Genomic DNA, 16,108 nt, shown 5'->3' on the forward strand with positions numbered 1-16,108 from the left:
CGGATTATATTTATTGTTAACAACAAATAATATAAACCGAAACCTAAACAATGTTGACCAGTTACTTTTAATCAGAGGTGGATGTAAAAGTGCCTTTAAAGTTCCTTAATAAAGCAATTCTTCCACTAGTCCATATTGATTTTTTTGAAACTGATTGGGTGGAAATAAAAATGAAATGGCTAACAGATTAAATGCCAATTAAAATCAAAAGTAAATTTCTATTGGCAGCATCAAAGATTAGAAATCTGATATAATATTGAGTCTTATAAGTATAGTTTGAAAATGGAATTACTGCATAACCAAAATTATAATTACAAAAATATCTAATTAAATCAAGTCCATTTGCTAAAGTAAGTTTTTACCAAGAGCTGTATCTAATCATATATAAATAAAAATTTTAAAATTATTCATCCATGAAAACTATATTTCGATACCTATTGTACTCATGTGTCCTGTTTATTATTTCTTGTAAAGATTTTCAAAGATTAGCTGAGAATCAAAACGGCTTTGTCTCCTTATTTAATGGAAGGAACTTAGATGGCTGGGAAGGTGATCCAACTTATTGGCGAGTAGAAAATGGAACTATCATAGGAGAGGTTACTCCAGAAACTCTATTGAATAGAAATTCATTCTTAATATGGAGAAAAGGAATAGTCAGAGATTTTGAATTAAAGGTTGTTTTTAAAGTTTCTAGTGAGGGTAATAGTGGGATAAATTACCGGAGTGAGGAAGTTGAAGGGTTAGATTATGCCCTAAAAGGCTATCAGGCAGATATCGACGGAAAACTTCAATATATGGGAATGAACTATGAAGAAAGAATCCGAACTACTATTGCCAAACCTGGTGATCAAGTTAAATTAAGTGCTAGTCAAGGGTCATTACAGGATAACATATCAAATAATGTATGGCTACCAACTAAGGTAGTTAATTCTGAGCCTGATCTTGAAAAGTTGAAAAGACTAGTCAAGCAGAATGGTTGGAATGAAATGAGGATTGTAGCAAAAGGAAATGTGTTAGAACATTATGTCAATGGTAAGCTTTTTAGCAGTGTTACTGATGATGATGAGAAATATCTAAAAAAAGAAGGGTTATTAGGGGTTCAAGTTCACATTGGTCCACCAATGAAAATTGAATATAAAACCATATTACTTAAAAGATTATGATCGTTTTCAAAATTTGGAAGTATATCGAGGGTGCCTTAAATAATCTTGGATATAAAATAGTTCAATTTTCTTTCATTGTTATTGTATCATTCATGTCCTTGGTTTCCATAGTTTCATGTAATGATACAAGTGAAAATGAAAATCAGAAACCTGAGGAAAATAGGTTTATCATCGAAACCCTAGCTGTAAATTTAGATGAACCGATTCAGATGGATATTTTGAAAAATGGAGATATTCTCTTTGTTGAAAGAAAAGGTAGGATAAGTTTATTTCATTCGAAAACTAATAAGGTGATACCAATCGGGCATATTCCAGTAAGTGTTGGTTATTATGATGAAAATGGAAAGGTATTAAGTGAATCAGGTGAGGATGGTATGCTTGGAGGGGTTGTAGATCCAAATTTTGAAAGCAATGGTTGGATATACCTCTACTATTCTCCGAAAGGATTAAAACATTACAGTATTCTAGCTCGGTTTGAAATTAAGAATAACCAATTAGTAATGGCCAGTAAGAAGGTTCTCCTTGAGATTCCTAATCAGCGGATTTCCTGCTGTCATTTAGGGGGAGGAATGTTGTTTGACCAAGATGCTAATTTGTATTTATCGACAGGAGATAATACCCCTAATGATCCTAGAGGCTATTCACCTTTGGACGAAAGGTCGGGCAGATCCTTGTATGATTCCCAGAGGACTGCAGCAAACTCAAATGATTTAAGAGGGAAGATATTGAGGATACATCCTAATGATGATGGTACATACTCCATACCTCAAGGAAATTTATTTCCCATTGGAACAGCAGATACACGTCCTGAAATATATACGATGGGTAATCGTAATCCATGGAGATTAAGTATAGATTCTGAAACGGGGTGGTTGTTTTGGGGAGAAGTTGGACCAACAGGAATCCAAGATTCAATTGGGTATGGTCCAAAATCCTACGATGAATTCAATATTGCAAGAGGACCTGGAAATTTTGGATGGCCATATATTGTTGCTAATCAACAGCCCTATTGGAGATTTGATTATGCCAATAATAAGCCTTTAGAAAAGTTTATTCCTGAAAAACTGAAAAATTTATCTCCTAATAATACCGGCATCATTGACTTGCCAGAAGCTCAGCCTGCCTTCATCTGGTATCCTCAAATGGCATCTGAAGATTTTCCGCTCTTGGGAAGTGGAAGTAATAGTGCGGTTGGTGGACCTGTTTATAGAAAAAATGATTTTCAAGGACGTGAAAATAGCTTTCCTTATTATTACGAAGGGAAATGGTTTATTACAGATTGGACCAGAGGTTGGATTTTTGCAGTAACATTTGATAAAAATGGAAAATTCCTAAACATGGAGCCCTTTTTAGAAAAACTGAAACTAAATGGTCCCATCGACATGAAATTTGGTCCAAATGGCGATTTGTTTGTACTAGAATATGGAAGAGGTACCTATAAGAAAAATGCGGATGCGAGATTGCTGAAAATTACATACCAAAAAGGAAATAGAAATCCTATCGCAAGAATTACACCCTCAAAAGCAGCCGGTGAAGTTCCTTTTAATCTTTCCTTGTCTGCAGAGAAGTCAGAGGATTATGATAATGATCACCTAGAGTATCACTGGGAATTATTGATTTCAGGAAAAGTGGTAAGTAAGCACCAAGGGGAAAAAATTGATGTAAAATTAGACCAAAAAGGGAAATGGGTAGCAAAGCTTACGGTAGTTGACGAACAAGGAAATACAGGAACTGAAAAAATACAAATTCAAGTAGGTAATGCTCCTCCTTCAATTAATTTAAGTTTGGGAGAATCTAATGAAACCTTCTTTTTTCCTAATACTATTGTGAATTATGAAGTTACTGTTATGGATAAGGAAGATGAAGGAAGCAATGGAATTGATTATTCAAACTTAAATGTTAATGCAGAATATATTGATTATATTAATTTTGATTTAATTAAGGATAAGCTAAATGCAACAAATGTAAATTCTCCAATTAAAAAAATCATTGCTAATGATCTTATCTTAAAAAGTGACTGTAAATCATGCCATGCTGAAAATGAAAAATTAATGGGGCCATCTTATGTTGAGATTTCTAAAAGGTATAAAGGTAAAGGAGATTCAAGAGAGAAGTTGACAAATAGCGTCCTAATGGGGAGTGCAGGCAAATGGGGAGGTAAAGAAATGATGCCTCCGCATCCCTCAATGTCAAAAGAAGATGTTGGAGATATAGTAGACTATATATTGAGTTCTCAAAAAGGTTTAGATAAAAATGCCCCTAAAGGAAACTTGAATAATTTATTGGGCAGGACTAATATAGCAAATGATGGAGTACTGGTTCGGAGTTCTTATACTGATAAAGGAAATGGGGAAATACCTTCCTTAACTGATTATAAATCAGTGTACCTTAGGAATCCCTATATCCCAGCTTATCAAATCGAAGGGGGACAAGGTTTAGAGGTTAACCATCAGATTGATCAAAATGCGACTACAATTTTTCCCAAGGGTCAAAATTCTGTGGTGAACCTAGGAGTAATTGATTTATCCAATATAAAAGCAATTCAAATTAAATTACCACTGAAGAGTCCTATCAAGCTGCCAAATGGGACATTTAAAATCAGGACAGGAGGTTCAAATAAAGAACATATTGGACAAAACAAAAATATTGAAAGACTTGAACCAGGGACAGTATGGGTAGATATCCCTATTGATTCGTCAAATGTAAAAACAGAAATTTATTTAGATATTAATAAAGCAAAAGACATATCCATTGAAATAAATGGAATAATGTTTCAGATTTGATATACTGTTTATCAGGGGTCTTGAAAGTTAAATAAAAGTAACACCTGACACAATAGCTATTAAACCAAAAAAGCGACCTTTTCAAGTCGCTTTTTTCTGTAGCCGAAACCGAACAAATCTCGAAACATTTTCTTGAGGATTTAGAAAGGCTAACCTCCCTAAGTGCGGAAGTTACTGCTATGGAATATTAAAAACTAAAATTCATTCCAAAAGAAAAAAACAGAAAAAAAAGAAAGCCTTTATGCTAACGGATATAAGATAACGAAGCACTGTAAGTCCCGAAGGGTGGCGAAGCCATTATGCGTGCGCAGTTATCGTTATCCATTATCTTTGCTTCCCTTTTTGTTTGTTTTGATAACTCTATAAATCCTTGTCCATATATTCCTCCAAAGAAGATTTCAGTTGGTCTAAAAATGCGGTTCGTGAATTGGCACGATATTTCATTCGATGGAAAGCATTATGTAAATCCCCTAAGGTAATCTGAAACAGTTTTTCTAAAACCAAACTGATTTTTCGTATTCCTACTTTACCGTATGAAAGAGAGCCGTTCGCATACAGCACATAAATCAGTTCTATCAAGGCATTTTTACTGTCCGTCCAAAGAATACCATCGGATGAAATATCCCTTGCAGAAAGAGAGCCTGCTATTTCATCATTATTGATTTTTTGGAGTATGTAGGTATAGAGTAGCTCATTTGCTATTATCCGAGCCACTTTGTAATCATAGTAGGTTGAAAACAGAGGGTCAATTTCAAAGACGAAGCTATTCAGTCCATCGTGGAAATTAATGTTGCCCAACCTAAAGTAAGTTTCATCACGGTCTGTTCTTCCTGAACGGTAATATCTGTAAAAATCGGAATTATAGATATGCTCCCTGTATTCCTGTTTTAATTCCCTTAATTGTTCTGAAAAATAACTTGCGTACATCTTTCCTCCATCAACAGGACAAGCTGTCTGTATGCGAAATATTTTATTGTGGTAAATGAGTTTGGAGAGAATGTATGGCTTAATGTTGCGAAAGAAATTGATTTCCTCCCAATGGTTTTTAAAGCCCTGCTTGGTAATATCCTCTCTTATTGACCATAAGTATTCTTGCAGGTATATCGTCGTTTGATATGCTTCATCAATTTCATTAGATGCAGACAGCGAAATAGCATTTTCTTTTCGCTGTATCTCCGAGATGATATGATTTAATGAAGATGTCATTTCACTTTGTCTAATGTCTTATTTTCTAATAGACAACTTTCATCATTGTAATCACTGACAAACCCAACAAGCATTGTTACGGGGTATCAGTTTTCAATCTGTTGAATATTTCTTTGAAAATTATTACATAAGAATTCGCTAAAAGTTGTTCTATTCGCTTACAGTTATACCTCAATTCAATTATATACTTGATTATATCGGCAGTTTCAACCTCAATTTTATTAGCCTCAATCCTAAGGATATTTTCTTCGTCTTCAAGGTCGAAGTTAATTTTGTAGACAGTGTTGTACTGTGCTAAAATTTTCTACTGTTTTCATGTTTCTGTTTATCAGACCGGGGTTCCGAAACAACTTCAATAGCAACTTATTTATCTCAAGGGTGAATGACAAAATAGAAGTTACAAACAGCGCCCCCGTATGCAAACTCATGTAGCTTTTTCGTCTAAATTCAGTGCCATTACAAAAAAGTCGAATTCCTGAGAACCAATGTTTTGTGAATACTGACTTATTATCTGATAGCCCTTTTTGTGATAAAAATTTATTGCCTTTTGATTCTCTTTTAATACAGAGAGCCAAATACGCTGATATTTCAAAGCAATTATTTCTTGCATTAAAATTTTATGCAGTTCTTTACCGATTTCTTTGCTTATAAATTTTTTTACGACATAAATCTTACCAAGATAGCACGTTTTTGGTGGGATTATCAATTGGATTGTGAAGTCCAGTTTAACTTTCGCATAACCAACAGGAATGCTATCGTAGAAAGCAATCCAATAAATGGATTCCGCTTTTAGTATACTGTCATGAATCCTTTTTTCCGAAAAAATGTCTTCCAAGTAATCCAACAGTTCGTTCTTGTCGTTGAAAAAGACTCAAACGCATCTGAAAATGTTATACGTCCCAATTTTGAAATAGTTATCACGTCATCTATGTCGGCTTTTCTAATATTTATCATAAGTAAGTATGTTTAAAATGGTTGCTTTTTCTATCGTATGAAGTTCATGGGATAGGCTGGTACAATTTGACCTTTTAGGATTTTTTGAAGTTTGGAAGCCATAAGCCTTTTTGTTAAAGGCTTGAGATAATCGAGATAGAGAACTCCCTCAGTATGGTCGTATTCGTGCTGTATCATTCGCGCGGTCGTTCCACTGAATGTACGGATTTGCTTTTCAAAATTCCGATTATAATATTCAATCGTTATCGCCCAATTCCGCTTTACTTTGTAGAATAAATTTGGAATACTTAAACAGCCCTCTTCGTCTTCCCAAAGTTCTTCAGACCGTTGGATGATTTTGGCATTGATGAAAGTTTCCATTATGCCTTTATCATCTTGGGGGAAATAAAACTTTCTGTCTTCTTCTCCGAGATTATCAAAAGTTGATTTACTGTCCACGATAAACAATCTAACCGGAAGTCCTATCTGTGGTGATGCCAATCCGCAACCATTGGCATTTTCCATCGTTTCCCACATATCGGCAATTAATTTATCCAATTCAGGATAATCCTTTTCGATGTCGTTGCATTTCTGTTTTAAGATATGGTGTCCGTATGCTAAGATGGATCGTTTCATTATTCTTTGGGTTTTTCAACAAATTTCCAAAGAATAAACATGGTAGGCAATGAACCTATGTTAAGTATTTACGCAGGTTTTTCGTTGATTTTCAACGACATTTCAGATTGCTATACTATTTGTCTACGAATCCTACTCAGCGCCTGTGGCGTTATCCCGATATAGGAAGCAACGTATTTTAACGGAATAAATTTTAAAATATCAGGTTGTTCATTGAACAGGTTTAGATACCTTTCTTTTGCCGTATGTTTTAAAAGCGATAATTCTCTTTTGCTTTTTTGTAAAAACAGTTTCTCCGACACAAAACGCCCTAAATAGTTTCCCGCTTTGGTCTCCGCATACACTTTTTGCAAATCATCATAAGATATTTGCCAAACCACGGTTTCCGTCAATGCCTGCAATTCGTATTCAGATGGCGTCCGGGTCAGGAATGAATTGTAAGCACAGGTAAATTCTTTATCAAAACAGAAATTAAAAGTCAGTTCGTTTTCATCATGGGGAATATAAAACCTAACGATGCCTGTTTCCACAAAGAAAAGATAGTTTTCTGTTTCGCCACGCGGTGTGATGATTTCGTTCTTGGCAAAAAACTTCCTATCAAAGTGGGAAGCTATAAACTCCCATTCTGTTTCCTGTAATTTTATTATCCGCTCGTAGTATTCTCTGATGTGTCCCATAAAAATATTCTCTTTTTAGTCCGTCTTTTGAAAAAGAAAATACAAATTTAGTGTTTTTATAATAAACCGGTTTTTGTGCGGATATCTCATAACTTTGTTAATCTACGGTAAAACACCAGTAAAAACATTGCTTTCAGCCATTTTATATCACTACATCACAGTTGCAAGGAAGTATTCTCTTTCGTATTTTTCAGGTCTTTGCTACTAAAAAAAATTCTCCACTTGCTGGTAGAAGGTTGTCATAGCCTACTACAAAAGAATGGTCAATTTTATAAAGTTCAATATCTGCAGTTGAAAATAGTTTTGTAATATAGCTTTCTAGATGCGAATAGGTCGTCTTGTAGCCCTTTAAGGTATTTTCCCGAAATCCATTGCCGAGCAAAGATTTCATTTTAAGATTATGTTCCTTTAGAACCGATAATAACGTCCTTTGACTTTCTGTCTTCCCTGTAATTTTTGATTTAAGAAGTTCAATGGTAGGGATTTCTCCCATTTTCAAGATTTCAAGGTGGTTGGCGGCAACTTTCAGATTCAATGTTTCCAAATAGCTGTTTAAAGTCTTTAATTCTTCGGTATTACCTTTCGATCGATTTGCTTTGGAATTCCATCGACTGGGGTCACAATTCTTTCCTGTGGAGATTTCACATACTGATCCATCGATCGTAATTCTCATGTAAATGGGCTTAGCTCCACTGACATAATTCTTTAGTTTCTTCAAGTAGAAGAGCAAGGAATAATTTGTACTCATGATTTAACATTTAAAATGTGTAACAAAATTAGCCTTGCAGCAAAAACACATCAAGATGTTCGAATATATAACATGTTGTAATTCAATGAATTGAATACGTTTCAGTGAGTACTTCAATCAAATTTAATGACTCACTGAATGACTCACTGAATGACTCACTAAAAGTTTGCGAATTTCTGAACATTTTGACCTGCCGTAAAAACAAAAAAGCCTGCAAACGTTCAATTTGCAAGCTTTTGTATGTTTTGATCTTCGATCTGGTAGCCGAACCCGAACAAATCTCGAAACATTTTTTGGAAGATTTGGAACGGTTAGACATTATGAAATACGTAGAAAATCTTAATGTTGATAAATAGATCCGTATTAAAAATCATTAACAGAATAAATAAATGTATCTGAAATTCCAGAAGAAAACGCATTAGATTTCCACTCTTTAGGACTTATATACCAACTATTATTAATCTTATTTAAACCTGCAAAAATACTAGCACAAACGGTTTGAATTTTAGATCCTGTCAATGCAATATCAAAATTACATCCCTCTTGTAAATAGTATTTTTGGTATAAAGCTGTCATGACTTTTAAAATTTCATTTTGGTTATCGGTATCTATATCAATAACTTCTGTTTCAAGAGATGAATATTTATCCTGAATTACTTTAGTGGATAACCTTGCCAGTTGGCTTCTGTAATCTTCTTTATTAGGATTGATTATTAATATTTTATCATATTGCTTCTGATCTAAAAATGTCAACATTCTTTCAAATTTTGAAGAACTAAAACACAGTATTACACGAGAATTGGACTCATCTGTATCTGTTGAATATATATTTTCAATAGAGTAGGGCTTCAACTCTCCTAATTCAATACTTTCTGTTACAATTTTCAAAATTTCTGTTGCCTGTTCCTGTGTGTTTACGATTTCTTTTAAATCTTCTTCTGAAGGGGATAAACTCTCAGCTTCAGTTTCCAACACAATAATCTTATTTATATTCTTCTTGGCTTTAATCAGCAAGCGGAATATCATAGATTTGGACAAACCAGACACGTCAATTATGGTCTTTAATGAATAGTCAATCTTTTCAATTTCGTCTATGTCTAGTATCAAAATATCTTTGTTTGATTGATCTAAAATTTGTTTGATGTCATTATACCTTCCTTCTTCTAATTTATGCCTTATTGCATATATTTTGGAAATATTTGGGTTGTTAATAATCTTATTTAATGATTCATAAGTTCTGTCCTCGAAACCTATTCCCAAAACATACTGTTTGCAATCATTAATCAGACTATCCTTAAAAGGGCTTTTACTCATGATAATCTGATTTTCCGAAATAAAGAAATTTTCAATTTCTTTATTTTCAGGCTTAGAAACTGTAAAATCTAAATCAGCTTGAGAGCCTGTATTTCTATTAACTTCATTAAAACCATAAGAGGCTTCATCAGAATCTCCGTCTTCTATAATCTTATTTTTTAATAATATACTTTCTCCTTCTTGTGGATTTCTAAGCCATGTCTCCAATTCAGGACCGCTTAACTCAAATCTATCGGAATGGGAAATACCTATAAAGTTGGTTAAACCTAATAATTTTCTAAAAGCTAATTTGAATTGTAATAATGGATTAGTATCATTTCCAGTTGTTCTGGGAGCTTGAGGGCTGCCATCATATATAAAAATTCCTGCGTCCACTAAACTTCTCAATTTATCAATTTGAAATTCTTGATCTCCAGAAGTAATCTTTACATAAATAGAATTATACTGTCTGAGTCTTTCAGAGTCTTTAGATTCCATGAGTAGCTTATACGAAGCTTTCGCAAAAGTTAAAGCGAAATCTTTCAAGTCATTCTTATTTCGATCTAAATCAAACAATTTGTTTGCACTAACATTTTGATAAACTCTGTTTTGTAGTTCTACCTTTAAAGGTGTGTGAGGGCTTTTCTTATATTCCTCTAACATCAGATTATAAATGTGTATGATATCTCCAATGTCCCCCACACAGACTTTAGAGAGCATTGTGACACCATGATAGAACTGCTTTTTGTTTTTCTTATTTGCACCTGTCTGAGTTATATTAAATGCAATTTCTTTAAGTGAAATATCCCCTAAAAGATTTCCCGGATGAGGATAACCATTAGAATCTTTAGAAATGAGTTTATTTCTTTTTTCAAGGATATCAACTACAAAATTTTTATTATTTCTAATTTGTTCATTCACTAAATTTCCTAAATCAAAGGTTTGCAAGTCCCTTCCTATTCTGGTTTTTTCCTGATTTCCTGGAGAAAAAAGAATAGCATTCAAAGTCTGTGCCTCTGTAGTGATTTTAAAGGCACATTTTGAACTTTGGAAAATAAATGTTGATATGATCTGTATTATATTTTCCTGATTCAGATATCTGGTAGAAACATCGTCTAACAAATAATAAATCTTATGATTTAACAATATCGGGCTACAATTTGTAATAGCTGTAGAGAGATCTTCAAATGTTGCAGGTGCAGCGGTAGAAATTGAAATTTCATTCCCTTCATTTTTCTCCAATAAATTGATTTTCTTAATTAAAATATCCTCTAACTCTTTATCAGAACTGATTGCAGGTATATCAAGATTACTAACTTTTGAGTTTATTTCGCTAGTCAAGATTTCATAATAAAGATCTAAAACGGAATTGTCTTCTATTTTCTTCAATGTTCTTAAAGTTCTCAACGCTTCTAAGGAAAATCTTAAATATATTCTTTCAAGTGGCTTATATATCTTCTCATCCTTTTTACCGACAACATCTAATAATTTATTTGCATTGATATATAGCCCTATAAATCCATCATTTACAATTCTTTCAATGATTCCTGCAGAGCCCCTATCCGAATATTCATCAGAATTTGACGAGCTGATACGAGAATAAAAAGTTAGCCCTAATAATAAGATAGTTTTTCCACAACCTCTCATTCCATAAATAATAAGGGGTCCGGGCTTTACAGATTCATTAAAAAATTTATTATCAGGATCCACAAATATTGCAGGAACATAATTTGGTTTTAATGACTGTGCGTTGTATGCATAATCAAAACTTTTGAGAGTAAAGGTTTCATTCCACGGATCTACAACATGACGATAGGTACTTTTTATATCATAAATAAGATCATCAAACTTAGGAAGTCTTGTACTAATTACTTTTTGACTTAACAGTTTACCGTAATTTTCAAAATGTGAGAGAATCCTACTTTCTTTATCAGTTAGTTCTTCTTGGTTTTCTTCTTTTCTTTCTATAAAACGTTTAGACAAATCTTGAATGCTTTTCCCTATCCAATTTATGTCTCCCAATCTTGTCTCTGAACTTTGTGTTCCGTCAGAAGTTGAATTTAAGTCTATAACGATTAATCTGACTGAATTGTCTATCTGGTCAACTCTTTTGGTTCCTTGACTAAGATTTGAAACCAAAATATTTCCCGGATGTAAATCATTATGGCTCTTTCCGTTATTTTTTAATACTTCAAGGATTTCTAATAAATCTATTACTATTTGAGTCAATCTTTCAATAGAAATATCTGATTCCATTTCTTTTTTTAGCGGGCTTCCATCAACGTAGTCAAGTATACAAACGTGGCAAGGAATAATAGTCCCGTTAAAATCAACATCTTCATCAAAATAATCATGGATCTCAACTATATGCTCATTTTCAAGCTGTGAGTGTTGGTTACATTCATTTTCAAAATTCTTGCCGAATAATTCATAAATTCCTTTCGGAATAATCTTTAATACTCTCTTTTTGGGAATTCTTTCTTTTGAAGTCGCTATATATGTTGCTCCGTAAAATCCTCTCGCAATGGATCTTTCTAATTTAAATCCATTTACCTCTGTAGGAAGAAAATCAAGGGGAAATCCGTAATTCATCCCACATTTAGGACATTTGTCATACAGTTCTTTTTCAGAATAGTCTTTTTGAGGGCAGTTAAAACAACAATATTTATCCATTCCTAGTTTATTGTAATAAAATTATTTAATTCGGTTTTAAAATATTCTAAATCATTTTCAGGGACTCTGAAAGTCAGTACCGTTTCATTTTGAGCAATATTTTCATTTTGATTTTTCAAGAAAACTAATCCGCAAGGGTCAGGGAATTCATCACCCTTGTTTCTATATTTATTTTGAATTTTGAGGATGGTATCTCTCATTTTCATTATATCGATTATCAGTATCCCTGACTTTTGAGCAGAGAATTCATATATATGAGAGTCCTTTATATTTTTTGCGACATTTTCAAAAGATGTAATATTTCCTCCCTGAAATATGATATTTTCTGTAAAGTTTTTTATAATTATACTTTTAAACTTTGATGTTTCTATCTTCTTATCTGTAAGATTTCGAACCATTTCGCTACATTCATGTTCAATATGATGATTCAGCCAATTGCTATTGCTACCCGAAAAATATTCATAAATTGCCAATAAGGATTCTCCTCGTCCAATGTACGGCTGAAACAACTTTGCATTATCTGAAAAATAAAACGTACTATTTATTCCCAATAAATTACTTACTTGTTTAAAATTATCTGAAAGTTCTTTTGCTTCCTTCAAAGAACTTCCAAAATTGCCAAAATGTGAATAACGAATATCTAAACATACATTTTTGATATCAACAGCAACTTTTTTGGATAATAAACTAGCAATGACTAATCCCGAAACATTCTTGAAACCATTTTCACTTCTGTATTTAAAAAGTTCACTGTCTAAAGGAGCAAATTGATTATTTGAGATAAAATGACAATATTGTGTTTTATCAATTATCTCATAGATTCCTTTTTTAGAAAGCTTTAGATTGTATCCTTCTATTTGGGCTAGAACATCAATACCCCCGGCAGGTCTTCCTACGATTCCTAGTTTGGGAACTGCAAAATACTCTTTTAGAATTAAAGGACTAATAATCGTAGATAAAGATGATGGTCCTCCTGTAGACGGAATGTCAGCTGTATTGTAACTAGAGAACTTTAAAGTTTCTCCACTTGTAGCCAATACCTTCGTTAATTCTGCAATTTTATTTGCGTCAAATTGTGAGTTCTTAACCAGAGAACATAAATTCTCCATATTCTCATAGGTGTGAGAAGAATAAAACCTATCTATAATAACATCAAAATCATTCATTTTAGTGACGTTGCAAATAATATTATAATTGAAAAATATATGCTTCTATTAAGGTTTTTCAAATCTTTTAGATACTAGAAATTCAGAAAATCCTAGTATCTAAATTAAAACGTCAGGGAGCAGGATCGGCATCTTCCAACCTCTTAAATAAGTGAGATAATAAACTAAGCATATCTAGACAGTCCTTTTCCGTAAAAAGCTTCGAATCTCGTAAATCTCCTATCTCTTCGTGAGAAATAGGATTTCTAGCTCCAGAGACGATTCCCATAGATAAATATTTTTGTCCCTCTTCAATACATTTGTATGTATCTGCGTGAAATTTAGAGCCGTCTGGTTTATTAAATTTAGCTGCTACTTGTAATATTCTACCTAATCCAAACTCAGCTCCCATCATACCATGATCCGTTGCGTTTGTACTTTTTGATTTTGCTCTAACTGTATTAATATATCTTTTAACCGCTTCTATGAATGCTCTGTAAAAATCATTCCGCTTGTAGTCTTCTTCTGCCGCTCCTCTAATTTCAGGATGAAGATATCTCCAATGCAAATTTGCATATTCCGGTACAAGACCATGTATTAATTGAATGGCTTTTTGTTGTGTGCTTTCAGATAATTCGGGAGTGTCATCTAACAGATTAACAATCGTTTCGACTTGATCCTGTACATTATCAGGTAAACGATCAATCCACTGTCCTACATTAATATTTACCTTTTCACTAATAGCGTTTTTCTTTTTGTCTTTTCGAAATTCACGCCATTGTCTTTCGATAATAGACAAACATGAAGCTAGATATTCTCTTAACTCAACTGTTTTGGGATTTTCCCAATCAATGGATTGTCTGTTTGTTGAAATAACATCTTCTTCCCAATTGTCAATGAAGTCAATATTCAGCCATCCTGTTGCGTAAGAATAAAAGTGACTGGATTCTGAAGGTCCAAAAAATTCTGGAATATTAACCATACGTCCATTTGCAAAAAGTGTTACGCCTCTCAAGTTTGCTTTAAGAGGCTTTTCGGTGGTAATTATTGTACCTTGAATCTTTCCTTTATCTGAATAGTCTTTTTCGATAATACTTATAATTTCCTGAATCTCCCATTTAAATTCTGGCTCAATTTTTTGGTATTTTGTTTTGCTATCTATTTTAATTGGATCATCATCATTCAATGATATGTATATAATAAAATCATCCTGAAAATTAAATAACTTTGCTATGTTATCAGCGTAATCTTGTAAAGGAAAGCCGGTTTTTCTTTTTAATTCAGTTAAGGTAATAGTTGTCCCTCGTTCAGAATTCTTATTTTCTAACAAATTAAAATCAGGCTCATAATCTTTGCCTGTTGTTTTTAAGATTTCATTCCAATTAAGGTTAAAACTAACTCCTTCTGATTCTTGGAAAGTTTGAATATTTATTTTATCTCCGATGCCAAAAAGAGCCAATTTACCCAAGCCCTTTTTTCCTGTAGGAATTCTTCCACATTGTGATTCTTGTTTCTCTTCACGTCTGTTTCTTCCTATTCTAAGAAAATAATCATTTACTTCGTCAAAAGACATTCCGGTACCATTATCTTGAACAACAACCACTTTTTCGTCTATGTCATACAATTTTATGTGAACTTCTGTTGCACAGGCATCATACGCATTTGCAATTAATTCAGCTAAAGCTGGAGGCATTGTAGAATACATTTTAACACCAAGATGCTGTATGGTGTTTGCCTCAAATTTCATAAATAGTTTAGGTTCGCTCATTTTCTGTACTTTGGATTATTGCTTTACCAATAGCTGTTGCATATTTGGGGGGTACTGCATTACCAATCATTCTGGCGATATTTGCAACACTTGTTCCTTTAAATTTATAGGTTAACGGAAAGGACTGCAATGTAGCTCCCTCTCTTATAGACAAAGCTCTGTCTTCTTCCGGATGTACAAATCTACCATTAGAAATACTGAAAAACTTGGTCGTAATTGTCGGAGCAGGTTTATTCCACCATAAGCGTCCAAACGTGTCTTTGAAAGAGTCATCTTTTCCTTCAAAACATTTTAACTGTAACTCGGGATCGTCTGCAAAGCCTAATCTGTTTCCTCCGTCTTTTTCTACTTTTTTTAATCTTCTTTTATTGATGTCACTAATATTTGGAGCGGTATGAAGAAAATCCGAATTATCCTTATGTCCGGGCTCTATTTTAGGAAACCCTTTGTCTATTCCTAAAACATCTTTTACGACAACTTTTTTCCCTTCTAATTCCAAAGGCTTAATTTCATGCTGAGAAATACGAGTTGCAATTAGTGTAAACCTTTTGCGGTTTTGCGGAACACCATAATCATTTACATTATGGACTTTGAAGTGTGGATTTTCATAACCGTTATTTTTAAGCCATTCAATAAACTCGTCTAAACCACTTTCTTCTTTTCTTCTTAAAACACCTGGAACATTTTCTACAACCACATATCCGGGACGAAAATATTTTACAAAACGTGAGAATTCTATCAAAAGGTTTTTTGATTTAGATGACTTTGTTTTATCTGTATTAATGATGCTCCAAAACTGGCAAGGACTACAACCTATAAGTACAAGCTCATCATCATTCTTTTTTAAAGACAATTTTTTTTCAAGTTCTTTTTCTTTCAGGTCGAATACATCAGCCTGTATAAATTCTGCTCCCTCTATATTTGCTTCGTAGGTAGTTTTACAATTTTTATCAAAGTCAATTCCGGCAATAATCTGAATCCCTGCTTCCTGCATTCCGAAGCTCATACCGCCACCAGAGCAGAAGAAATCCACTGCTTTTAATTTGTTGGAATGATGTATATGTTCGTTTTTCTTTTTCATAC

11 protein-coding genes are annotated in these 16,108 nt (G+C 33.3%); 2 read left to right on the forward strand and 9 right to left on the reverse strand.

All coding sequences use genetic code 11. The features are described 5' to 3' along the window. The first annotated feature begins 413 nt into the window (after window positions 1–413). Window positions 414–1,163: a 3-keto-disaccharide hydrolase gene (locus ACWIB3_RS13315; RefSeq protein WP_454291853.1), complete on the forward strand. Its 750-nt coding sequence runs from the start codon at window positions 414–416 to the stop codon at window positions 1,161–1,163. Further along, window positions 1,160–3,946: a PQQ-dependent sugar dehydrogenase gene (locus tag ACWIB3_RS13320; RefSeq protein WP_454291854.1), complete on the forward strand. Its 2,787-nt coding sequence runs from the start codon at window positions 1,160–1,162 to the stop codon at window positions 3,944–3,946. The genes ACWIB3_RS13315 and ACWIB3_RS13320 overlap by 4 nt, the downstream gene beginning before the upstream one ends. A 360-nt stretch (window positions 3,947–4,306) precedes the next feature. Here the strand turns inward: ACWIB3_RS13320 and ACWIB3_RS13325 are convergent, their stop codons facing one another. From ACWIB3_RS13325 to ACWIB3_RS13365, 9 genes are all read right to left on the reverse strand, one after another. After that, complete coding sequence (locus tag ACWIB3_RS13325; RefSeq protein ID WP_454291855.1) at window positions 4,307–5,152, reverse strand: RteC domain-containing protein; 846 nt, start codon at window positions 5,150–5,152, stop codon at window positions 4,307–4,309. Window positions 5,153–5,576: 424 nt separating this feature from the next. Beyond that, on the reverse strand, window positions 5,577–5,987 hold the full coding sequence (locus ACWIB3_RS13330; RefSeq protein WP_454291856.1) for a GNAT family N-acetyltransferase: 411 nt from the start codon (window positions 5,985–5,987) through the stop codon (window positions 5,577–5,579). 149 nt (window positions 5,988–6,136) lie between these two features. Beyond that, window positions 6,137–6,721, reverse strand: a complete 585-nt coding sequence (def, locus tag ACWIB3_RS13335) for a peptide deformylase (protein WP_454291857.1) — start codon at window positions 6,719–6,721, stop codon at window positions 6,137–6,139. A gap of 110 nt (window positions 6,722–6,831) precedes the next feature. Further along, window positions 6,832–7,398, reverse strand: a complete 567-nt coding sequence (locus ACWIB3_RS13340) for a Crp/Fnr family transcriptional regulator (protein WP_454291858.1) — start codon at window positions 7,396–7,398, stop codon at window positions 6,832–6,834. 190 nt (window positions 7,399–7,588) lie between these two features. After that, entirely contained in the window at window positions 7,589–8,146 is a 558-nt protein-coding gene (locus ACWIB3_RS13345) for an Arm DNA-binding domain-containing protein (protein ID WP_454291859.1), read from the reverse strand. Window positions 8,147–8,509: 363 nt separating this feature from the next. Next, window positions 8,510–12,112, reverse strand: coding sequence for an ORC-CDC6 family AAA ATPase (locus ACWIB3_RS13350; protein WP_454291860.1), 3,603 nt, complete (start codon window positions 12,110–12,112; stop codon window positions 8,510–8,512). Window positions 12,113–12,114: 2 nt separating this feature from the next. Beyond that, entirely contained in the window at window positions 12,115–13,278 is a 1,164-nt protein-coding gene (locus ACWIB3_RS13355) for a hypothetical protein (RefSeq protein WP_454291861.1), read from the reverse strand. 112 nt (window positions 13,279–13,390) lie between these two features. Continuing rightward, entirely contained in the window at window positions 13,391–15,025 is a 1,635-nt protein-coding gene (locus tag ACWIB3_RS13360) for a TIGR02391 family protein (protein ID WP_454291862.1), read from the reverse strand. Next, entirely contained in the window at window positions 15,012–16,106 is a 1,095-nt protein-coding gene (locus ACWIB3_RS13365) for a DNA cytosine methyltransferase (protein ID WP_454291863.1), read from the reverse strand. The genes ACWIB3_RS13360 and ACWIB3_RS13365 overlap by 14 nt, the downstream gene beginning before the upstream one ends. Window positions 16,107–16,108 lie beyond the last annotated feature (2 nt).

Source organism: Sphingobacterium sp. NPDC055431 (genome assembly GCF_053644255.1).

Coding starts and splice junctions, on each gene's coding strand:
- ACWIB3_RS13355 (WP_454291861.1), bottom strand. CDS start 13,278: ATGAATGATTTTGATGTTATTATAGATAGGTTTTATTCTTCTCACACC.
- ACWIB3_RS13350 (WP_454291860.1), bottom strand. CDS start 12,112: ATGGATAAATATTGTTGTTTTAACTGCCCTCAAAAAGACTATTCTGAA.
- ACWIB3_RS13325 (WP_454291855.1), bottom strand. CDS start 5,152: ATGACATCTTCATTAAATCATATCATCTCGGAGATACAGCGAAAAGAA.
- ACWIB3_RS13345 (WP_454291859.1), bottom strand. CDS start 8,146: ATGAGTACAAATTATTCCTTGCTCTTCTACTTGAAGAAACTAAAGAAT.
- def (WP_454291857.1), bottom strand. CDS start 6,721: ATGAAACGATCCATCTTAGCATACGGACACCATATCTTAAAACAGAAA.
- ACWIB3_RS13320 (WP_454291854.1), top strand. CDS start 1,160: ATGATCGTTTTCAAAATTTGGAAGTATATCGAGGGTGCCTTAAATAAT.
- ACWIB3_RS13365 (WP_454291863.1), bottom strand. CDS start 16,106: ATGAAAAAGAAAAACGAACATATACATCATTCCAACAAATTAAAAGCA.
- ACWIB3_RS13360 (WP_454291862.1), bottom strand. CDS start 15,025: ATGAGCGAACCTAAACTATTTATGAAATTTGAGGCAAACACCATACAG.
- ACWIB3_RS13315 (WP_454291853.1), top strand. CDS start 414: ATGAAAACTATATTTCGATACCTATTGTACTCATGTGTCCTGTTTATT.
- ACWIB3_RS13340 (WP_454291858.1), bottom strand. CDS start 7,398: ATGGGACACATCAGAGAATACTACGAGCGGATAATAAAATTACAGGAA.